Source organism: Streptomyces sp. P6-2-1 (assembly GCF_050613165.1).
GTDB lineage: Bacteria > Actinomycetota > Actinomycetes > Streptomycetales > Streptomycetaceae > Streptomyces.
The window spans coordinates 2,043,968-2,065,365 of the sequence record NZ_CP192513.1; the positions used below are offsets into that span (position 1 = coordinate 2,043,968).

Consider the following 21,398-nt stretch of genomic DNA (forward strand, 5'->3'; position numbering starts at 1 on the left):
CGGACGCCTTCGCGGGGGCGGGCCCGGTCGCGGGTCCGCCCCCACGCCGTATCAGGAGAAGTCGAGCACGTACCGGCCCCGCGTCCCGCCCGCGTCCAGGGCCGCGTGCGCGCGGGGGGCCTGCTCGGGCGGCACGATCTCCGCGACACGCGGGCTCAGCCGCCCGGCGCCGAGCGCGGCGGCGATCTCCGCCATCAGGTCCGTCCTGCCGAACCAGTCGTGCACCTCGAAGCCCCGGTACGAGATGCCGCGCGGAGCGGGCGGCAGCGGCTTCGTGCCCGGCTCGCCGAGCTTGCGCAGCCCGGCGTAACTCCCGCCGTCGCGCACCGCGTCCAGGACGTCCGCGCCGAGGAGCGCGCCGTCCAGCAAGGCGTCGACACCGCCCGGCACCACCTCGCGCATGCGTGCGGCGACCCCGGGGCCGCGTGACACGGTCCACGTCGCGCCCAGGCCCCGTACCAGCTCCTCGTCCTTCGGCGCGGCGTCGGCGACGGTGCGGATGCCGCGTGCGGCGGCAAGCTGGAGGAGGCAACCGCCGAAGGCCCCCGCGGCGCCCGTGACGCCCGCGACGTCACCCTCCTTCAGCTCCATCGTCTCGATGGCGGCGAGAGCGGTGAGGGCGTTCATCGGGACGGTCGCGGCCTCGTGGAGCGCGATGCCGACGGGGACGGCGACGGCCCACTCGGCGGGGACGACGACGTACTCGGCGTAGGCGCCGCCCGCGTGCCGTACGGGGAGGACGACCGACATGACCCGGTCACCGACCGCGAAGGGCACGTCCGCCCCCGTCCGGTCGACGACGCCCGCGAGGTCCATCCCGAGCAGGTGGGGACGCGCGGTCACGGCCATCGCGCCGGGTTCGGAGCGCAGCAGCGTGTCCGCCGGGTTGACGGCGGCGCCGTGCACCCGCACCCGGATCTCGCCGGGGCCCGGCTCCGGCTCGGGCAGCTCGGCCACGCTCAGCACGTCGGGACCGCCCGGCTCGGTGAAACCAACAACACGCATACGGACTCCTCGCGGATCGGGACCTGCACTCACTTTGGAACGTCTAATCCAAAGTCAACCCCGTGCGCGGGCCGCTCATTCCCGCGCGCACACCACCGTGGACGTACGCGGGCGCCGCGCGGGGCACGTACGCGCACACCGCGCGGGACAGGTACGCGGACTCCGCGCCCGCCACACGCGCGCACACCGTGCGGGGCACGTACACGCACACCGTGCGGGGCAGATACACGCACACCGCGCGGGGCACGTACGCGAACGCCGCCCGCGGCGGGTTCGGCCGGGGCGGCGTTCGTGTACGGCGGGGTGGGGTCAGTCCTGCTTGCGGCCGACCAGCTTCCAGGCGGTGGGGAGGGCGCCGGTGGCGAGGGCGGTCTTGAGGAGGTCACCGAAGATGAACGGGGTGAGCCCCGCCGCGATGGCCGCGCTCGCGTCGAGGTGCGCGGAGTACGCGAGGTAGGGGACGCCGGTCGCGTAGATGATCACGTTGCCGAGGAGCATCGCGCCCGCCGTGCGGAGCGGGGAACGGTCCGCGCCGCGCCGGGCGAGCGTGCCGACGACGAGGGCAGCGAGCATCATGCCGGGGATGTAGCCGAAGGAGGCCATCGCGGCCCCCGACTGCCCCTCGGCGAACCACGGCATCCCGACGACACCGGCCACCGCGTAGAGAGCGAGCGCCAGGAAGCCGCGGCGGGCGCCGAGCGCCGTGCCGACGAGGAGCGCGGCGAAGGTCTGGCCGGTCACGGGAACCGGCGAGCCCGGCACCGGGATCGCGATCTGGGCGGCGAGCCCGGTGAGCGCGGCACCGCCGAGCACGAGCACGGCGTCCCGGGTGCGGCTCGCGGGGAGCAGGTCGGCGAGGACCGCTCCCGGGCGGTGGACGGCAGAGACAGAACTCATCGCATAACTCCGGTTCTCGGGTGTTCCGTGGGGACGGGGCCGAACGGCACGGGCGGCGCCCGAAAGGGCGCAGTGCGACCGTACCGAGGAGTCAACGGGCGTTCACCGGCCGTCGCGGACAAAGCCGCGAGGAGAGACTTGGTGGGGATCTCACAAAGGACCCCCTTCACACCCTTTACCCCGCCTCTTCGGCGTGAGCCTCGTCACCTTCCAGGCAAGCCCCGCTTCACAACGCGCTCTTCCGGCGAGGCGAGGGAGGCCGAGGGGAACCACACGGACACCCCGAGAGCGTACGGCTGTGGAGTTCCGCCAAAGCCGCTCGGTGGGTACGGCTTCACGCCGCGTGAGCCGCCCGTCCGCATGTCGGACGTCACGTCCCAGAAAGCGGACCCGGCGCGAGAATCCCCCCGCGTCCCCGTCCCCCCACCTCACGGATCGTGCCCATGACCCCGCGCACCCCACCACCGGCCCGGACACCGGCCCGGACACCGGCGCCGCCCGCCGGGACACCGGCACCGCCGACCGGCACGTCGACACCCCCGGCAGGGAAACCGGCGTCGCCCGAGCGGACGGCACCGTCCGCGCCCGGCGGCACCCCCACCCCGGCATCGCCCGCCGGTGACAGCGACGGCCTCGGCGACAGCCCCGGCAACGGCATCGGCAACGGCCTCGGCAACGGCCTCAAGCAGCGCCACCTCTCGATGATCGCGCTCGGCGGGGTCATCGGCGCGGGGCTCTTCGTCGGTTCAGGAGCGGGCATCGCCTCGGCAGGGCCCTCCGTCGTCCTCGCCTACGCGCTCTCCGGCGCGCTCGTCATGCTCGTGATGCGGATGCTCGGCGAGATGTCCGCCGCGCACCCCGCATCCGGTTCCTTCTCCGTCCACGCCGAGCGCGCGATCGGCCCGTGGGCGGGGTTCACCGCCGGGTGGATGTTCTGGATGCTGCTCTGCGTCGGCGTCGCCGCCGAGGCGATCGGCGCGGCCTCGATCATGACGGGCTGGTTCCCCGGCTCCCCCGACTGGCTGTGGGTCGCGCTCTTCATGGCGCTGTTCTGCGCCACGAACCTGAGCGCGGTGGGGAACTTCGGTGAGTTCGAGTTCTGGTTCTCGGCGCTCAAGGTCGCCGCGATCGGCGCCTTCCTCGTCCTCGCGGTGCTCGCCATCGCCGGCGTACTGCCGGGCAGTGACGCGCCGGGGGCGCGGCATCTCACGGGCGAGGGCGGCTTCTTCCCGCACGGCGCCGACGGTCTCGTGACCGGACTGCTCGCCTCGGTCTTCGCGTACGGCGGCCTGGAGACCGTGACGATCGCCGCGGCCGAGTCCGCGCACCCCGCGCGCGGGGTCGCGAAGGCCGTGCGCACCGCGATGTGGCGCATCGCCGTCTTCTACGTCGGCTCGATGGCCGTCATCGTCACGCTCGTCTCCTGGCGCGACCCCGAGGTCGCCGCGAAGGGCCCGTACGTGGCGGTGCTCGACAGCCTCGACATCCCGGCCGCCGGGCAGGTCATGAACGTCGTCATCCTCGCCGCGCTGCTCTCCGCGATGAACGCGAACATCTACGGTTCCTCGCGCATGGCCTACTCGCTCGTGGCGCGCGGGCAGGGCCCCCGCCTCCTGCGCCGCCTCTCGCGCGGCGGCGTTCCGCGCCCGGCCGTCGTCGCCTCGTCGGCCTTCGGCTTCTTCGCGGTGCTGCTGAGTTACTGGTGGCCCGACACGGTCTTCTCGTGGCTGCTCAACATGGTCGGCGCCGCCGTCCTCGTCGTGTGGGGCTTCATCGCCGCCGCCCAGCTCCGCACCCGTCGCCGCCTCGAACGCGAGGCCCCCGAACGGCTCCTCGTCCGCATGTGGGGCTTCCCCTGGCTCACCTGGGTCGCGCTCGCGGCGATGGTCGCCGTGCTGCTGCTCATGCTGCGCGAGCCGGACACGCGCGTGCAGCTCTACTTCACCGGCGGTCTCGCCGTGGTGCTGAGCGCGGTGGGGATGGTGCGGTACGGGAAGGGGCGGTACGGGAAGGGGCGCGGCGCGGCCCGCAGTGACGGCCACGGCGTGCGGGGCGAAGGCGACGCCGTCCCCCTGCCGACGGGGCCGGGGTCGCGTGACCGGGAGGGAACCGGCGCGGGCGCCGACTGACCGGCCGTCTTCCCTTGCCCCTGCGGGCCTCCGGCGTTGTCGCCGGGGGCCCGTTCGTGCGTACGGGCCGGGACACGGGAGCGCCTCCGGGCCACGCGGGGCCCCGCCGGGACACGCGGGGTGCCGCCGGGACACGCCGGGTGCCGCCGGGACACGCGGGGAGCCGTGGCCCGCATGATCCAGCGCGCCACTGTCGCTGATAGCGTGCACTTGCAAGTCATTCGCAATAAGCTCGGCGCAACAAGAAGTCTTGGAGGGCGTCTCCGCATGGCCGTCTACACACTCCCGGAACTGCCGTACGACTACTCCGCGCTGGCCCCGGTGATCAGCCCGGAGATCATCGAGCTGCACCACGACAAGCACCACGCGGCCTACGTCAAGGGCGCGAACGACACCCTGGAGCAGCTCGCCGAGGCGCGGGACAAGGAGTCCTGGGGGGCCGTCAACGGGCTGGAGAAGAACCTCGCGTTCCACCTCTCCGGGCACATCCTGCACAGCATCTACTGGCACAACATGACCGGCGAGGGCGGCGGTGAACCGCTCGCCGCCGACGGCGTCGGCGACCTCGCGGACGCCATCAAGGAGTCCTTCGGCTCCTACGCGGGCTTCAAGGCCCAGCTCACCAAGGCCGCGGCGACCACGCAGGGCTCCGGCTGGGGCGTGCTCGCCTGGGAGCCGGTGAGCGGTCGCCTCATCGTCGAGCAGATCTACGACCACCAGGGCAACGTGGGCCAGGGCTCGGTGCCGGTCCTCGTCTTCGACGCCTGGGAGCACGCCTTCTACCTTCAGTACAAGAACCAGAAGGTGGACTTCATCGAGGCGATGTGGCAGGTCGTCAACTGGCAGGACGTCGCCGCCCGCTACCGCGCGGCGAAGGCCCGTACGGACTCTCTCGTCCTTGCCCCCTGAGGCCCGCTCGCGCACGGCGAGCCCCCGCACGTCCTGCTCGTGATCGTCTTCTCACCCTTCACGCGGCAGGCCGGCAGAGAGGAGAACCCCCGCGAGGACGTGACTCGCGGGGGTTCCCCGCGTCCGGCCGGGCGGCGCGTGCGGTGTCCGGGGCGGGGGCTGTGGGGCGCACGGGTGGTTTCCCGGGGGCTTGCGGGCCGGGGCGTCCGTACGCCCTTACGCGGCTCGTTCCCGTACCGCATCGTGGGCGGATGCAGCCCAAGGACACGTATTGCGTCTTCTGCCGCGGCACCGAGCGGCACGTCCCCCTGACCGAGAACCAGCGGCGGTGGGTCCGCGAGCAGAAGGGCGCCACGCTCTACGTCGGCGATCTGATCATGTGCGCGGCCGGCGCCTGCCGGAAGGTGCGCTCTTCGGGCAATACGCGCCGCTTCCACCCGGAGTACCTGCGGATTCCGGAGGGGGTGGAGTAGCGGTACGGGCGCGGGACGCCCTTGTCGGCGGTCGCACCCGTGCCCGGGCCCGGGCCCCTCGCCGGGGGCGGCTCGCGAGGTCGGCGGCTCGCGTCGGCGGCGGCTCGCGGGGCGCCCGCGCGGGCGGGTCGGGGCGGACCCTGGCGCGGGCGCCGGAGGCCGGGTCAGTCGAAGATCGGCCCCTGCGTGCGGGTGCGCTTGAGCTCGAAGAAACCCGGGACCGAGGCGACGGCGAGGGTGCCGTCCCACAGGCGGGCGGCCTCCTCGCCCTTGGGCGCCGGGGTCACGACCGGCCCGAAGAAGGCGACGCGCTCGCCCGTCACGCCGGGCACCGCGATGACCGGGGTCCCGACGTCCTGCCCGACGAGGTCGATGCCCTCCTTGTGCGAGGCGCGCAGTTCGGTGTCGTACGTGTCCTTCTCCGCGTAGTCCGCGAGCGAGGCCGGCAGCCCCACCTCTTCCAGGGCGCCGAGGACGGCCTCGCGCGTCGGGCCCTCGCCCCGGTTGTGGAAACGGGTGCCGAGCGCCGTGTACAGCTTGCCGACCGCCTCGTCGCCGTGCAGCTCGCGGGTCGCGATGACGACGCGCACCGGGCCCCAGGCGGGACCGGCCATCATCTCCTTGTACTGCTCGGGCAGCTCGTCGAGCTTCGGCTCATTGAGCACCGCCAGGCTCATGACGTGCCAGCGCACGTCGACCGGGCGGACCTTCTCGACCTCCAGCATCCACCGCGAGGTCATCCATGCCCAGGGGCACAGCGGGTCGAACCAGAAGTCGGCGGTGACCCGTTCCTGCGTCTGCTGCTCGCTCATCTCGCTCCTCGTCGTGCCGTCCCGCGGTCACGGGCACCGGACATTGTTCGGTCTCCTTCAACGGCTGGCAACGTGCCTCGGCGCCGCGCGATTCCTCCCCCGGGCGATCTCAGGGAAAAACTCAGGGTCACGGCCTTTCGACCCTGAAAAATCTCCGGGTTGTTTGTCCGGGGACTCCCTGATGTCCTCCCCCACGGCCGCGTGCGAGGATCGTTGGCGTATCCCCGCAGTGCGCCCCCGAAGGCGCGACAGTGCGCGACCCAGCCACGCCCCACAGTCACGAAGGAGTGCCGGTGCCCGGAGAGAACCTGACCCGCGAGGAAGCCCGTACCAGGGCGGAGCTGCTCTCCGTGACCTCGTACGAGGTGGAGCTGGACCTGCGCTCCGCCGTCGGCGAAGGGCCCGCTTCGGGCCCCCGTACCTTCCGCTCGCTGACCACGCTCCGCTTCACGTGCGCGGAGCCCGGCGCGAGCAGCTTCGCCGATCTCGTCGCGCCCTCCGTCGACTCCGTGACGCTCAACGGCCGCGCACTCGACCCCGCCGAGGTCTTCGACGGCACCCGCATCGCGCTCGACGGCCTCGCCGCCGAGAACACCCTGGTCGTCGACGCGCGGTGCGCGTACTCGCGCACCGGCGAGGGGATGCACCGCTTCGTCGACCCCGAGGACGGCGAGGTCTACCTCTACACGCAGTACGAGCCCGCCGACGCCCGCCGGGTCTTCACCAACTTCGAGCAGCCCGACCTCAAGGCGCCGTACCGCTTCCGCGTCCAGGCCCCCGCGGACTGGCGGGTGTGGAGCAACGGCGCGGGCGAGCTGACGTCCGGCGTGTGGGAGTTCGCCGAGACCAAGCCGATCTCCACGTACATCACGTGTGTCGTCGCCGGTCCCTACCACTACGTGACGGACTCCTACCGGCGCGAGCTGCCCGACGGCGGGACGCTGGAGATCCCGCTCGGCGCCATGTGCCGCAAGGGCCTCGCCCCCTACTTCGACGCGGACGACATCTTCCTCGTCACCAAGCAGGGACTCGACTTCTTCCACGAGAACTTCGACTACCCCTACCCCTTCGGCAAGTACGACCAGGCGTTCGTCCCCGAGTACAACCTCGGCGCGATGGAGAACCCGGGCATGGTCACCTTCCGCGAGGAGTACATCTACCGGGGCAAGGTGACCGAGGCCTCCTACGAGCGGCGCGCGAACGTCATCCTGCACGAGATGGCGCACATGTGGTTCGGCGACCTCGTCACCATGAAGTGGTGGGACGACCTGTGGCTCAAGGAGTCCTTCGCCGACTTCATGGGCGCCTTCTCTATGGTCGAGTCCACCCGCCACCGCAACGGCTGGATCACCTTCGCCAACAACCGCAAGGCGTGGGCGTACCGGGCCGACCAGCTCCCCTCGACGCACCCGATCACCGCCGACATCCGCGACCTCCAGGACGCGAAGCTCAACTTCGACGGCATCACGTACGCGAAGGGCGCGAGCGTCCTCAAGCAGCTCGTCGCCTACGTGGGGCAGGACGCCTTCCTGGAGGGCGCGCGCCGCTACTTCAAGCGCCACGCCTACGGGAACACGACGCTCGGCGACCTGCTCTCGGCGCTCGCCGAGACCTCCGGGCGCGACATGACGAGCTGGGCGGCCGCCTGGCTCCAGACCGCGGGCGTCAACACGCTCACGCCCGAACTGAGCCTCGGCGAGGGCAGGATCACCGAGCTGGCCGTGCGCCAGGAGGCCGCCGCTTCCCACCCCGAGCTGCGGCCGCACCGCGTCGCGATCGGCCTCTACCGGCGCGAGAACGGCGCGCTCGTGCGGTACGCGCGGGCCGAGGCCGACGTCGCCGGGCCCCGTACCGTCATCGGCGAGCTGGCCGGGCAGGAGGCGCCCGAGCTGGTCCTCGTCAATGACGACGACCTCACGTACTGCAAGATCCACTTCGACGAGACCTCGCTCGCCACGCTGCGCGCGCACCTCGGCGACATCACCGACCCCCTCGCCCGCGCCCTGTGCTGGTCGGCGCTGTGGGGGCTCACCAGGGACGGGCTGCTCCCCGGGCGCGAGTTCATCGCGACCGTGCTGCGCTTCGCGGGCCGCGAGAGCGACATCGGCGTGCTCCAGATGCTGCACGCCTGGGCCCGTACCACCCTCGTCCACTACGTGGCGCCCGCGCGCCGCGAGGAGACGGCCGCCGCGCTCGGCGCCGGTGCGCTCAAGGAGCTGCGGGCCGCCGAGCCCGGCAGCCAGCACCAGCTCACCTGGGCCCGCTTCCTCGCCGCCACCGCGACGTCCGCCGAGGAAGTCGCCCTGGTGGAGGGGCTGCTCGCCGGTACGGACTCGGTCGACGGGCTTGAGGTGGACCAGGAGCTGCGCTGGACCTTCCTCGAACCGCTCGTCGTGGCCGGGCGCGCGGGCGAGAAGGAGATCGAGGCCGAACTCGCCCGCGACCACACCGCGTCCGGCAAGCGCCACCAGGTCCGGCTGCTCGCCTCGCGTCCCACCGAGGCCGTCAAGGCCCAGGTGTGGGCGCAGGTCGTGGAGTCGGACGAGCTGTCCAACGCGCTCGTCGAGGCGAGCATCGCCGGTTTCGAGCAGCCGAGCCAGCGGGCGCTCATCGCGCCGTACGCGGAGAAGTACTTCGCCGCGATCGCGCGGGTGTGGGGCGAGCGGTCCATCCAGATCGGGATGGACATCGTGCGGGGGCTCTTCCCCTCGCTCCAGGACAGCACGGCGACCCTGGAGCAGGCCGACGCGTGGCTGCTCCAGCACCCGGAGGTCTCGCAGGCGGCGCGGCGGCTCGTGGCGGAGTCGCGGGACGACCTCGCGCGAGCGCTGCGGGCGCAGGAGTGCGACGTGAAGGCGGGCTGAGCCCGGGGGGCCGGGGCGTCGGCGCAGGGGGGCGGGGTCTCCCCGGCGCGGCGTCCCCTGCCCGGCGCCCTCGCGCAGGGCAGGGGACGGGGGCCCGTACGCGCCGTCGGCCCGTTCTCGCAGGCGGGAAGGCCCTCACCCGTTCGGCCCCGCCTCCGTCTCGGCACTCGAACACGCGTACTTTAGGACGAAGTTGTCCGGTTTCGTCGACGGAATCGTTACAGCGGTTAGCCGGAGGGGTGGAGGAGGAAGACCCCCGGCATGACTCATCTCTCCTCTGCCGTCCCCGCTTCCTCAGCCGTCCCCGCGGCACGCGAGCTGCCCGTCACGGGGCCGCACCTCGTGGCCGATGCCGCGCAGTTGCGCGCCCGGGGGATCAGTACCGCCCGCCTGACGGCCCGTTGCGCCCCGGGCGGGGGCTGGCAACGCCTGCTGCCCGGTGTGTTCCTGCTGCGTTCCGGCCGGCCCACGACGGAGGAGCGGCTGCACGCGGCGGTGCGCTACGCGCGGCGGCCCCCGGCCGGGCGCGCGCGGGGCGTCCCGGCCCAGCCCACGTCCGAGGAGTCCCGCGATCCCGGCACGGTCGCGATGGTCACGGGCCCGGCGGCGCTCGCCCTGCACGGCTTCCCGCTGGAGGGCCCGGTGGGCTCGCTCGCCGCGGCGGAGCGCTACGACGTGCTCGTGCCGCGCACGCGCAGACTGCGCTCGACCGCGTTCGTACGGATCGTGCGCGGCGCCGAACTGCCCGTCCCGCAGCAGGTGACGGGCGTGCCGACCGCCCCGGTGACCAGGGCGCTGGCGGACACGGTCGCCGAGCTGAGCGACGCCGCCGCGGTGACCAGGCTCCTCGGCCGCGCCGTCCGTGAGGGGTACTGCGGCACCGGGGCGCTCCTGGCCGAACTGCGGCGCTGCGGGCTCATGAACAGGCCGTGCGTACTGGACGCGATGGAGACGCTGTTGCGCGAGGACCGGGGGGTCGCCGAGGAACGCCTGTACCGCATGGTCGAGGAGAGCGGCCTGCCGGACCCGGCGTGGAACGTCGAACTGCGCCTCCCGCAGGGCCCTTCGCTCGGCACGGTCGACGCCTACTGGCCGGAGCAGGCGGTGGCGGTCGAACTGGACACGCGGGTGCACAGGCCCGGCGAGGCGCACGAGCCGGACGCGACGTGGACGGAGTCGGCGCGCAAGCGGGAGCGCCTGGAACTGCTCGGCATCACGCTCCTCCACCTCACGCCGCGCAAGCTGCGGGACGCGGCCGAGCAGCAGTCCTGCGTCGTGCGCACGGCGCTGCTCACCGCGGCGGACCGCGAACCAGCGGCCTACGTGGAGGTCCTGCCGCGCTGAGGCACGCGAGCGCCGCGGGCGCCCGGGGTCAGCCGTGCGCGCGGGGGCGCGGGGGCCCGTACACCGCGGCGGCGTCCCGCTCAGCACCGCGGCGGCGTCCCGCTCAGCACCGCGGCAGCGTCCCGCTCCGTACCGCCACCGCGCCGGGCCGTCTGCCGCCGCGAGGCCCGCCCCGCACCCCGAGCGCCGCTCGCTCCGCGGCCGAGTCGCCGCCGGGGCCCCTCTCCCCCTCCCGACGGAGGATCTCGAACACCCGCACGAGACGACTTCCGGACATATGTCGACAAGGCGATGACGTCACCCGTCGCCAGGTGTACGGCCGTTCGGGGGACGGGGCTCAGCGGGTGGGGAGCAGGAGTTCGGTGTTGCGGTCGGAGGGGCGTCCGGCGAGGGTCGTGCGGGCGCCGGGGGCGTTGAGGGCGAGTTCGCGGTAGAGGGACGCGAGGCCACGGGGGCCGAGGTCGGCGAAGTCGGTCGCGGCCGGGGCAGAGGACTCGACGAGGGTCGTGAAGAGGGAGAGCGTGCCGTCGCCGTTGGCCGTCAGCTCGATGACGCGCGCGAGCTGGGGGTGGTCGATGTGGGACGCCGTGGAGATCTCCCAGAAGCCGGGGTGCGGGGTGATCGCGTTCTTGTGGCTGTGTCCGTTGATCCACGCGAGGACGCGGGGGCTGCGACTGAGCAGTTCGCGTACCGCCGCGCCGTCCTTGCGGCGTTCGCCGGGGCGGGCCGGGTCGGGGCGGGTGTTGCGCATCGTGGCGCTCGTGTGGTGACTGAAGACGAGCACGTACGGCTGCTCGGCGCGCGCGAGGGTGCGTTCCAGCCACCGGAACTGCGTCTCGTCGAGCGAGCCCTCGTAGTGGCCGCCGAGGTCGGTCGTGTCGAGGCTGATCCCCAGGACGTCGTCGCCGATCGGGAAGGCGTAGTAGCGGATGCGGCGGTCGAGGGAGTTCTCGGTGTAGCCGTGGCCGTGCGGTCCCGGGCCCGTGTGCCGGGGGTCGAGGTGGGCGCGCAGGTACTCCTCGGGGGTGACCGGGGCGCGGCGCGGGTCAGGCGTGACGCGGCGGGTGCGGCGGCGCTGCTCGTGCAGGAGGGCGCGGAAGAGCGCGCCCTTGGGGTCCTGCCCCGCGGTGACCTTCTGCCAGAACCCGGCACCTGTTCCGGCCGGGAGGCTCATGAGCTTGCGGTCGCCCGTGGCGATCTCGCGCGCCCAGCCGTCGCCCGGGGCCCAGCAGCCGCCGGGGAGGAAGTCGTGGTTGCCGACGGTGGAGTACCAGGGGAGGTCGAGCCCCGGGCTGTGGAGGGTGCGGGTCGCGGCGGCGAGGTAGCCGGGCAGGTGCGGGTAGCCGAGGCGCTTGTCGGCGTCGGCGCGCCGCTCCCCCGGCTGCCAGTAGAGGTCGATGCCCGCGCTCTGCACCCCTTCGAAGTGGCCGCGCAGGCCCGTGTCGGGGGTCACGGGGCCGCCGCTCATGAGGCCGAGGAACCAGTCGAGTTCGCAGGCGGCGTTGTTGTCGGTGTTGTCGCCCGTCGTCATCACGAGGTCGAGCGGGGCCCCTGTCGCGGGCGCGCCGCGCAGCCCGTTGACGCGTTCGACGAGCGCGAGCGCACCGACGACGGACAGCGCCTCCTGCGGACGCCAGGCACTCGCGGTCGCGGCACGCAGATATTCGTACCGCAGCGGGTGCTGCACGTCGACGAGGTGCAGGTCGGTGAACTGGACGAGTGCGGCGAGCGTCTTCCTGCGCTCCTGCCGTCCCGCGTGCGCGGGGGCCAGGTCCTCGCGCACGAGCCGTTTCCAGCCGGGGCCCTCGGCGAGCCGCCGGTAACCTCCCGGGCCGCCGCGCGGCGTGGCGACGGAGGCGAGGGTGGTGCCCTCGGTGTACGGGGCGAGGGGCGCGGGCGGCGAGGGGCGCGAGGAGAGCCGGGCGGCGGGCACGGGTGCGGCGGCGGGTACGGGGGCGGGGGTACGGGGCGGGCTCCCCCAGGCGCCGAGCGCGCCCGTGAGCCCGGCGGCCCCCGCGGTGAGCCCGGCGGCGGAGGCGGCGAGGAGGAGGGTGCGGCGGGCGGGGGCCGAACGCGGGGCCGGGGTGCGGGGAGCAGGGGTGCTGTGGGGGGTGCTGCTGGGGTGTGTACGCGACATGCGCGTCCCTCCCGGGCGGCGGGAGGGAGCGGTTCCCCCTCCTCACCAGGGAGGTTCGGCAGCGCGCGTGGCCACGACGTGAACACCGCCGCACGGCTCGCCGCCGCTTGGGCTACGGGGATCACCCCGCACGCCCGCCCGTCCCCGTCCCGCCGGACGACCGCCTTCCCCGGGCAACGAGAGGTTCATGTACGGGGGTAGGGGCGGCCGCTCGGGTGCGGCGCGCGGCCCGCCCGGCCCGTACGCGATCCACCCGCACCGGACCGGCCGTACGCAACCGGCCCGTACGCGACGGGCCCGCACCCGACCGGCCCGCACGCGACCGGCCCGGGGCCCGTACGGGGCTCGACCCGTACCGGCCCGTGCTCCTCACGCCTCCCGCGGCACCCTCCCCACCGCCGGCCGTTCCCGCCACAGCCGCATCCCCACCTCGACGAGTTCGACGTGCGGGAGTTCGGGGACCTCGGTGACCGGGTGCCAGGCAGCGAGGTCGGTGGAACCGTTCTCCTCGTTGCGGAGGCTGCCGCCCGTGATCGCCGCCTCGTAGACGAGACGCAGGCCGTGGAAGGCGGAGCGGGTGCCCATGCGGCTGTGCTCGCGGCGGATGGAGTCGGTGCCGAGGAGCGAGGTGGGCTCGGCCTCGTAACCGGTCTCCTCGGCGACCTCGCGGATCACCGTGTCGTACGGGTCCTCGCCGGGTTCCATTCCGCCGCCCGGCAGGGTCCACAGACGACGGCCGTCCGCCGCGACCCAACGGGCGAGCAGGATCTCGGGGCTCGCGTTCACACGGTTCTCGCGGACACACACGGCGTAGGACGCCACCCTCAATTCCCAGCGCATCCATCGACGTTAGCCGCTCCGCATGGAGCGGGCCCAGAGATCGGGGCAGCGACGGGGCGGTGGGCACTCCGCAGTTCGGCACGGCGATCATCCGACAATCGCCCCGAAAACAGGCGGGCGACGATCCGATGATCGCCCAGCGAACCAGCACGGCGATCATCCGACCATCCCTCCGCGGATCGGCCGGGCAATCATCGGATGATCGCCCCGCCACCCGCCACCCGCCACCCGCCACGGCCACCCCGCCCGCGACAACCCGCCCGCGACAACCCACCCGCAGCGACCCGCGTCGCGGCTCCCGCGCCAGCCCCGCGCCCTCCCGCGTGACCCACCTCACGCCCTCGCGCCGCCGCCGCACCACACCCTTGTGGCGCGTCCCACGTACTGAACATTGCATTGGACAGAGCGGCCCCGGGCAGTCGCATCATGGTCGTATGTCCGCAGGCCAGCCAAGGCCGCAGCAGTGAAGGAGTCCCCCGTGAGGGTCGGAATCGTCGGAGCCACCGGTCAGGTCGGCACGGTCATGCGCAGGATTCTCGCCGAGCGGGAGTTCCCGGTCACCGAGCTGCGGCTCTTCGCCTCCTCGCGCTCCGCGGGCTCCACGCTCGACTGGCAGGGCAGCCCCGTCACGGTCGAGGACGCGGCGACGGCCGACTACACGGGCCTCGACATCGTCCTCTTCTCCGCCGGTGGCGCGACCTCGAAGGCCCTCGCCGAGAAGGTCGCCGCGGCAGGGCCGGTCGTGATCGACAATTCCTCCGCCTGGCGCCGCGACCCCGAGGTGCCCCTCGTCGTCTCCGAGGTGAACCCGCACGCGATCACGGACCGCCCCAAGGGCATCATCGCCAACCCGAACTGCACGACGATGGCCGCGATGCCCGTCCTCAAGCCGCTGCACCGCGAGGCCGGTCTCGAAGCGCTCGTCGTCGCCACGTACCAGGCCGTGTCGGGCTCGGGGCTCGCGGGCGTCGCCGAGCTGCACGGGCAGGCCCGGGAGACCGTGGCCGAGGCCGACAGGCTGACGCACGACGGCGCGGCGGTGGACTTCCCCGAACCCGCCGTCTACAAGCGCCCCATCGCCTTCAACGTCCTCCCCCTCGCGGGCAACCTCGTCGACGACGGTTCCTTCGAGACCGACGAGGAGCAGAAGCTGCGCAACGAGTCGCGGAAGATCCTGGAGATCCCCGAGCTGAAGGTCTCGGGCACATGCGTCCGCGTCCCGGTCTTCTCCGGGCACTCCCTCCAGATCAATGCCCGCTTCGCCCGCCCGCTGTCCGTCGCGCGCGCCGAGGAACTGCTCCGTGACGCCGAGGGTGTCGAGCTGACCGACATCCCGACCCCGCTCCAGGCGGCCGGAAACGACCCCTCGTACGTGGGCCGCATCCGCGCCGACGAGACGGTCGACAACGGCCTGGCGCTCTTCGTCTCCAACGACAACCTGCGCAAGGGCGCGGCGCTCAACGCGGTGCAGATCGCGGAACTGGTCGCCGCCGAGCTGAAGGGCTGAGGCTCCCGCCACGCCACCGCCCCGCGCTGAGGGGCGGAGGTTCTTGCCACCGCCCGGCGCACGCGCCGCCACGGGGCGGTCCCGCACCACGCGGGGCCGCCCCGTACGCGTCCGCCCGCCCCGCTCACCACGCCTCCGCAGCCGCCTCCAGGGCCCGGTGTGCCGCCGTCCAGCGGTTCAGCTCCTCCGCCGTCAGGACGTCCCCGAGCTGCGCGAATCCGTCCGGTGCGCGCTCCGCGACGAGGTCGAGGAGGGTGTCGCACGGCAGGGGCGGCGCGACGTCGAGCGCGGCGACACGGGCGGCGCGGTGGCCCTCGTACAGGCGCATTCCGGCCACGCGGTCGGGGGTCGTCCGGGCGAGACAGCGCGCGAGGACCGCGGCGTCGAGGACCGCGAGCCCGGTTCCGTCGGGCGCGGCGGGCACCAGCGGGTGCGCGGCGTCGCCGATGAGGCTCACGCGGCCCTCGCCCCAGCGCGTGAGCGGCGCGCGGCCCACGAGCGGGCTGCCGTGGATACGGGGCGTGGCGGCGAGCAGCGCGGGCACGTCGAGGTCGCCGATGCGCCAGCCCGCGTAGTGCGGCAGCACCTCGGCGAGCCGTCCCCTGCGGTTCCAGTCGGCGGCCCCCGCACCGCCGGGCAGCGTCTCCGGGTCGAGCCGCACGCTCGCGGTCCAGTGCAGGAGCGCCTGACCGCGTCGCGGCAGGCTCTCGTACGGGTACGGCGTGCGCGGGCCGTTCCCGTACGGGGCTCCGGGATCGTACGCGTACGGGGGCTGCGCGCCGTCGTCGTACGGGTACGCGACGGGGTGGACGTGCAGCCGCACCCCGCCGCCACCGGCGACCACGACGGTGCGCCCGCCGAGTACGGGCTGCCAGGGGACGAGGCCGCGCCACAGCCACACGCCGCCCCAGGCAGGGGGCGCCTCGCCGGGGTGGAGACCGGCGCGCACGGCGGACCGCAAGCCGTCGGCGCCTATCAGGGCGAGTGCCGTCTCGGTGCGCACCCGTCCACCGCCGCGCAGCGCGACCCGTACGCCTTCGCTCTCGCTCTGGTGGAAGCGGACGACGGCGGTCGAAGTGCGCACGGCGTCGGCGCCGAGCCTGGCCCGTACCGCCTGGAGAAGAAGGTCCTGGAGGACGGCGCGGTGAATGCTGTACTGCGGCACGGGGTGCCCCAGACCGAGGCCGCGCGGCTCGCTCCACAGGTGGCCGCCGTGCCGGTCGTAGTGGGAGAGGACGGCGGGGGCGACGGCGTGGTGGGCGAGGCTTTCCCCGAGGCCGAGCGCGGTGAGTTCGGCGACGGCGCTGGGCGGCAGGCTCACTCCGGTGCCCGCGGGCAGCGGGAGACCGGCGGCCTCGACGACGGCGGCCCTGATCCCGGCGGCGTGCAGGGCGAGCGCGAGGGTGAGGCCGCCGATCCCGGCCCCTGACACCAGGACGTCGTGGTCCACGGGCACGGGCGCGCACCGCCTCTCGTACGGGGCCCTCGGCGCCGGGCGCCGGGCGGGCCCGCGGGTCCCGGTCGCGGCCCGGGACGGGGCCGCGGCGCGCGGATAGTACCCCGGGTGGCACTGGGTGCAGAACGGCCGGAGGGGGCAAGAGGTTCCGTTCTGAGCGGAGAAAGGGGTTTCTGGCCCTCTCGGCCCGAACTCAGGGAAATATCAGGGCAGCCCGGCGAGGGTTCCGGGGCGCCGCCGAGGGCAGGGGCGGACGGGACAAGGGTTCTCGGGGAGATCCCCGACAGCGGCCTCAGGGATGGATCAGGGGCGGGCTCGAACAGAACCCTCAGGCGCTCTCGGGGAAAACCCCGAGCGGTCCCCGAGTGCCGGTGGCCCCCTCGCGTCCGGCGCGGGAATCCGTGATCCTCCCGGACCCCCCGAGGGCTTGCCCGCGTGGAAGGATGGGCTCCATCACACACCGAAACCGACATTCGGCGCGGCGGGTCATCCCCCTCCCGCACCGGACCGAGCAGGACGAGGAGCGAGCGTGCCTGGCACGAATCTGACCCGCGAAGAGGCGCAGGAGCGGGCGCGGCTGCTGACGGTCGACGCCTACGACATCGACCTCGACCTCAGCGGCGCGCAGGAGGGCGGTACGTACCGCTCCGTGACGACCGTGCGCTTCGACGCGGCCGAGGCGGGCGCGTCGACGTTCATCGACCTCATCGCGCCCGCGGTGCACGAAGTCGTCCTCAACGGCGAGTCCCAGGACCCCGCCGAGGTCTTCGCGGACTCCCGCATCGCGCTGAACGGTCTGCGCGAGGGGCGCAACGAGCTGCGGATCGTGGCGGACTGCGCGTACACCAACACCGGTGAGGGCCTGCACCGTTTCGTCGACCCGGTGGACCAGCAGGCTTATCTGTACACGCAGTTCGAGGTTCCTGACGCGCGCCGCGTCTTCGCCAACTTCGAGCAGCCCGACCTCAAGGCCGCTTTCACCTTCACCGTGACGGCCCCCGAGGGCTGGACGGTCATCTCGAACTCGCCGACGCCCGAGCCGAAGGACAACATCTGGTCCTTCGCACCGACGCCGCGCATCTCCTCGTACATCACCGCGCTCGTCGCCGGCCCGTACCACGCGGTGCACAGCGAGTACGTCAACGGCGAGCAGCGCGTACCGCTCGGCATCTACTGCCGCCCCTCGCTCGCCGAGCACCTGGACGCGGAGCACATCTTCGAGGTCACCCGGCAGGGCTTCTCCTGGTTCCAGGAGAAATTCGACTACCCGTACCCCTTCGAGAAGTACGACCAGCTCTTCGTCCCCGAGTTCAACGCGGGCGCGATGGAGAACGCGGGCGCGGTGACCATCCGCGACCAGTACGTCTTCCGTTCCAAGGTGACGGACGCCGCCTACGAGCGGCGGGCCGAGACCATCCTCCACGAGCTGGCGCACATGTGGTTCGGCGACCTCGTGACGATGGAGTGGTGGAACGACCTCTGGCTCAACGAGTCCTTCGCCACCTACACCTCGGTCGCCTGCCAGGCGTACGCGCCCGGCACGCGCTGGCCCGCCTCCTGGACGACCTTCGCCAACACCGAGAAGACGTGGGCGTATCGGCAGGACCAGCTGCCGTCGACGCACCCGATCATGGCGGAGATCAAGGACCTCGACGACGTCCTCGTCAACTTCGACGGGATCACGTACGCGAAGGGCGCGAGCGTCCTCAAGCAGCTCGTCGCCTATGTCGGGATGGACGAGTTCTTCGCCGGGGTGCAGGCGTACTTCAAGCGGCACGCCTTCGGCAACACGCGGCTCAGCGACCTGCTCGGCGCCCTGGAGGAGACCTCCGGGCGCGACCTGTCGACCTGGGCGCAGAAGTGGCTCCAGACCGCCGGGATCAACGTGCTGCGCCCGGTGATCGACGTCGACAGCGAGGGCCGCATCACCTCCTTCGCCGTCAAGCAGGAGGCGCCCGCGCTGCCGGCCGGGGCGCGCGGCGAGGCCGTGCTGCGCCCGCACCGCATCGCGATCGGGCTCTACGAGCTGGGCGCGGACGGCAAGCTCGTGCGCACGGACCGCGTGGAGCTGGACGTGGACGGGGAGCTGACGCCCGTCGAGGCGCTCGTCGGCAAGCCGCGCCCGGCCGTCGTGCTCCTCAACGACGACGACCTGTCCTACGCCAAGGTGCGGCTCGACGAGGACTCCCTGAAGGTGGTCACCGAGCACCTGGGGGACTTCGAGGAATCGCTGCCGCGCGCCCTGTGCTGGGCCGCCGCCTGGGACATGACGCGTGACGGCGAGATGGCGGCGCGCGACTACGTGGAGCTGGTGCTGCGCGGGGTCGGCAAGGAGTCCGACATCGGCGTCGTGCAGTCGCTCCAGCGGCAGGCGAAGCTCGCGATCGACCAGTACGCGGACCCGGCCTGGCGCGACCGCGGGCTGACCCGCTGGACCGACGCGACGCTGGCGCACCTGCGGGCCTCGGCCCCGGGCAGCGACCACCAGCTCGCCTGGGCCCGCGCCTTCGCCGACACCGCGCGCACCCCGGACCAGCTCGACATCCTCGTCGGCCTCCTGGAGGGCACGCAGAGCATCGAGGGTCTCGCCGTGGACGCCGAGCTGCGCTGGGCCTTCGTGCAGCGGCTCGCCTCGGTGGGACGGTACGACGTCGAGGAGATCGACGCCGAGTTCGCCAAGGACCGTACGGCGGCGGGCGAGCGGCACGCGGCGACGGCCCGTGCCGCGCGTCCGACCGAGGAGGCGAAGGCGGAGGCGTGGGCCTCGGTCGTCGAGTCCGACACGCTGCCGAACGCGGTGCAGGAGGCCGTGATCTTCGGCTTCGTGCAGACGGACCAGCGTGAGCTGCTCGCCCCGTTCACGGAGAAGTACTTCGCGACCGTGGGCGAGGCGTGGAACAGCCGCTCGCACGAGATGGCGCAGCAGATCGCTGTGGGCCTCTACCCGGCGCTCCAGGTGAGCGAGGAGACCCTCGCGGCCACGGACGCCTGGCTCGCTTCGGCCCAGCCGTCGGACGCCCTGCGCCGCCTGGTGACGGAGTCCCGCGCGGGCGTCGAGCGCGCGCTGAAGGCCCAGTCGGCGGACGCGGCGGCGGGCCGCTGAGCCGAGTCCCCCGCGGTGCGGGCCCCCCTCCCCCTCCGCAGGGGGCGGGTGGCCCGCACCGCGGGGGCCGAGTGGGGGTCGTGCCCGTGGCGAAGGGCAGGAGTCGTGCCGGGTTCCGGGTGCGGGAGTCCCGCCCGGGGCGGGGGGAGACCGACCGACCCCCGCCTGGGCTCAGGGCGGGAAGGCCCGCCGGGGCCGAGGGCGCACGACCTGCCCGACGTCGGGGCCGGGACCGGGAGCGATCGCGGCCGGGATCGGGATCGGGATCGGGAGACGGTGTCCGGGGCCGGGCGGCAGACCTGCCTCACGCGCGGAGTGGGGGGCGGAAGCCCCTCGGCGCCGGATCGGGCACTGACGGCCGCCCCGACGGCAGCGCGGGGCGAGGGCTCACCCCCTGCGGGGGCACGGGGCCCGGGGCGCGGTGGAGGTCCGGCCGGGCGGGTCGGCCGACGGCTGCGCGTCGGGGGCCGGTCGCCCGCGGAGACGCACCCGGGCCAGGGGGCAGGTCCGTGCTCGGGGACAGGGGGCTGGGGGCGTGCGCGAGGATTTCTGCCCCGGGAGTGGCCGCGAAGCCATATCCCTTACCCCGTAAGGAAACTGACGACACGTCAGTGAGCGTCTTATCGGGAGGATTCGGGGGGTTGTGGAGGCGTCGAGGGGTGCCCGGAGTCATCCGAGCGCGCCCCCGCTCGCTACAGTGGCCACTTCGCGATGACGAGCCGTCAAGGTTCGGGCGCGTCCGTCCCCCTTCGGTGACGTGCCTCGTCGCGGCTCCCGGAGCAGCGCGGCGCAGTGGCGTCCGCCGGTCCGGAACACCTTCAAGTTCCCCCAAGGAGCATGATCTTGAGCGTCACCGAACCGGAGACGACCACCAGGACCTGGCGAAGGGGCCGGCGTACGGCCCGCCTCTCCCGCCTCCCCCGCCAGGTCCACCGCCCCGCCGCCGGGGCAGGCCGCACCCCGCTCAGCGCCTCCGCTCCCTCCCCTTCCCCGGCCCGCCCCGCCGCGGGCACGGGCACCGCTCTCGCGGAGGCGCCCTCCGACCCCTCGCCCGGGACCCCGCCCGGTACGCCCGTGGGCGGCGGTGAGGAGGGGGTCCGGTTGCGGCTCTCCCTCGCGGACCTGCTCACGCTCGGCAACGCGGTGTGCGGCTTCGCCGCGATCTACTGCGTCACGACCGCCGTCCTCATCCCGCACCTGCTCGACGGGACGAGTGGCGACGGGGTCCGGCAGGGCGGCGCGTCCGCGGTGATGTTCATCCTGCTCGGGGCGCTCTTCGACCTGTGCGACGGGATCGTCGCCCGCCGCTTCGGGGGCTCCGGGATGGGCCCGGAGCTGGACAATCTCTCGGACCTCATCAGCTTCGGCCTCGCGCCCGCCTACTTCGTCCTCGTGTGGGGCCTCGTCGGAGGTGGTGAGAACCACCTCGGGCTCGCGACGGTCTCGGCCGTCGCCGTGCTGCTCGGCGGAGTGATGCGGCTCGCGCGCTTCTCCATCACGACGATGCGTGACGGGATGTTCGAGGGGATGCCGATTCCCTTCGCCGCGCTCACCGTGCTGTCCGTCGTGCTGCTCCAGCTCTCCTTCGTCGTCACCGTGCTCGCGGTGCTCGCGATCGCTTACCTGATGGTCAGCCGGGTCGCGTACCCGAAGCCCACGGGTCGGCTCGCGGTGGCCACCGCCGGGTGGGGAGCCGTCAACATCGCTTGCCTCGTGGCCTGGGCGCTGGACTGCCCGGGCGGCGAGACGCTGCTCGTGACGGGCTGCTTCCTCCAGGTCGCCCTCGCCGCGGCGCTGCCGGTCACGGCGGGCGTGCGCAAGGTGGCGGGCCGGCGCTTCGCCTGACACGTACGGACGCGAGGGGCCCCGGAGCACGCCGCTCCGGGGCCCTTCGCCCTGTCCGGGGCCGGCAGGGCCCGTGG

The 21,398-nt window shown here is 73.5% G+C and carries 14 protein-coding genes; 8 read left to right on the forward strand and 6 right to left on the reverse strand.

The window, feature by feature from the left end:
* Window positions 1–51: 51 nt before the first annotated feature.
* Together ACQYWQ_RS08945 and ACQYWQ_RS08950 are read right to left on the reverse strand one after the other, a co-directional pair.
* A complete protein-coding gene (locus ACQYWQ_RS08945; protein ID WP_431033592.1) occupies window positions 52–1,005 on the reverse strand; it encodes a quinone oxidoreductase family protein in 954 nt (317 codons plus the stop codon).
* A gap of 309 nt (window positions 1,006–1,314) precedes the next feature.
* On the reverse strand, window positions 1,315–1,902 hold the full coding sequence (locus ACQYWQ_RS08950) for a biotin transporter BioY (protein ID WP_431033594.1): 588 nt from the start codon (window positions 1,900–1,902) through the stop codon (window positions 1,315–1,317).
* A 443-nt stretch (window positions 1,903–2,345) separates the two neighbouring features.
* On the opposite strand from ACQYWQ_RS08950, the gene ACQYWQ_RS08955 reads away from it, so the two are divergent.
* The 3 genes from ACQYWQ_RS08955 to ACQYWQ_RS08965 all read left to right on the forward strand — a co-directional run bounded on the left by ACQYWQ_RS08955 (window position 2,346) and on the right by ACQYWQ_RS08965 (window position 5,413).
* Entirely contained in the window at window positions 2,346–4,031 is a 1,686-nt protein-coding gene (locus ACQYWQ_RS08955) for an amino acid permease (RefSeq protein ID WP_431033596.1), read from the forward strand.
* A gap of 267 nt (window positions 4,032–4,298) precedes the next feature.
* Window positions 4,299–4,940, forward strand: coding sequence for a superoxide dismutase (locus ACQYWQ_RS08960; RefSeq protein WP_431033597.1), 642 nt, complete (start codon window positions 4,299–4,301; stop codon window positions 4,938–4,940).
* Window positions 4,941–5,191: 251 nt separating this feature from the next.
* Window positions 5,192–5,413 carry a hypothetical protein gene (locus ACQYWQ_RS08965; protein WP_431033599.1) on the forward strand — a complete coding sequence of 74 codons (222 nt, stop codon included), beginning with the start codon at window positions 5,192–5,194 and terminating at the stop codon, window positions 5,411–5,413.
* Window positions 5,414–5,577: 164 nt separating this feature from the next.
* On the opposite strand, the gene ACQYWQ_RS08970 is transcribed toward ACQYWQ_RS08965, so the two are convergent.
* The gene (locus ACQYWQ_RS08970) at window positions 5,578–6,225 is read right to left on the reverse strand and encodes a DsbA family protein (RefSeq protein WP_431033601.1); all 648 of its coding nucleotides are present in this window, start codon (window positions 6,223–6,225) and stop codon (window positions 5,578–5,580) included.
* Between the two features lie 293 nt (window positions 6,226–6,518).
* Between ACQYWQ_RS08970 and pepN (ACQYWQ_RS08975) the strand changes: the two genes are divergently transcribed.
* A complete protein-coding gene (gene pepN, locus ACQYWQ_RS08975) occupies window positions 6,519–9,089 on the forward strand; it encodes an aminopeptidase N (protein WP_431033602.1) in 2,571 nt (856 codons plus the stop codon).
* A gap of 261 nt (window positions 9,090–9,350) precedes the next feature.
* Window positions 9,351–10,433, forward strand: a complete 1,083-nt coding sequence (locus ACQYWQ_RS08980) for a hypothetical protein (protein ID WP_431033604.1) — start codon at window positions 9,351–9,353, stop codon at window positions 10,431–10,433.
* 337 nt (window positions 10,434–10,770) lie between these two features.
* On the opposite strand, the gene ACQYWQ_RS08985 is transcribed toward ACQYWQ_RS08980, so the two are convergent.
* Both ACQYWQ_RS08985 and ACQYWQ_RS08990 read right to left on the reverse strand, forming a co-directional pair.
* Window positions 10,771–12,570, reverse strand: a complete 1,800-nt coding sequence (locus ACQYWQ_RS08985; protein WP_431033605.1) for a TIGR03767 family metallophosphoesterase — start codon at window positions 12,568–12,570, stop codon at window positions 10,771–10,773.
* A 369-nt stretch (window positions 12,571–12,939) separates the two neighbouring features.
* The gene (locus ACQYWQ_RS08990; RefSeq protein WP_431033607.1) at window positions 12,940–13,410 is read right to left on the reverse strand and encodes an NUDIX hydrolase; all 471 of its coding nucleotides are present in this window, start codon (window positions 13,408–13,410) and stop codon (window positions 12,940–12,942) included.
* A gap of 478 nt (window positions 13,411–13,888) precedes the next feature.
* Here ACQYWQ_RS08990 and ACQYWQ_RS08995 point away from each other — a divergent pair, with 478 nt between their 5' ends.
* A complete protein-coding gene (locus tag ACQYWQ_RS08995) occupies window positions 13,889–14,917 on the forward strand; it encodes an aspartate-semialdehyde dehydrogenase (protein ID WP_431033609.1) in 1,029 nt (342 codons plus the stop codon).
* A 124-nt stretch (window positions 14,918–15,041) separates the two neighbouring features.
* Here the strand turns inward: ACQYWQ_RS08995 and ACQYWQ_RS09000 are convergent, their stop codons facing one another.
* A complete protein-coding gene (locus tag ACQYWQ_RS09000; protein ID WP_431033611.1) occupies window positions 15,042–16,373 on the reverse strand; it encodes an FAD-dependent monooxygenase in 1,332 nt (443 codons plus the stop codon).
* 529 nt (window positions 16,374–16,902) lie between these two features.
* Between ACQYWQ_RS09000 and pepN (ACQYWQ_RS09005) the strand changes: the two genes are divergently transcribed.
* Together pepN (ACQYWQ_RS09005) and pssA are read left to right on the forward strand one after the other, a co-directional pair.
* Window positions 16,903–19,476 carry an aminopeptidase N gene (pepN, locus tag ACQYWQ_RS09005; protein WP_431033613.1) on the forward strand — a complete coding sequence of 858 codons (2,574 nt, stop codon included), beginning with the start codon at window positions 16,903–16,905 and terminating at the stop codon, window positions 19,474–19,476.
* A gap of 837 nt (window positions 19,477–20,313) precedes the next feature.
* On the forward strand, window positions 20,314–21,321 hold the full coding sequence (pssA, locus tag ACQYWQ_RS09010; RefSeq protein ID WP_431033614.1) for a CDP-diacylglycerol--serine O-phosphatidyltransferase: 1,008 nt from the start codon (window positions 20,314–20,316) through the stop codon (window positions 21,319–21,321).
* The last annotated feature ends 77 nt before the right edge of the window (window positions 21,322–21,398 follow it).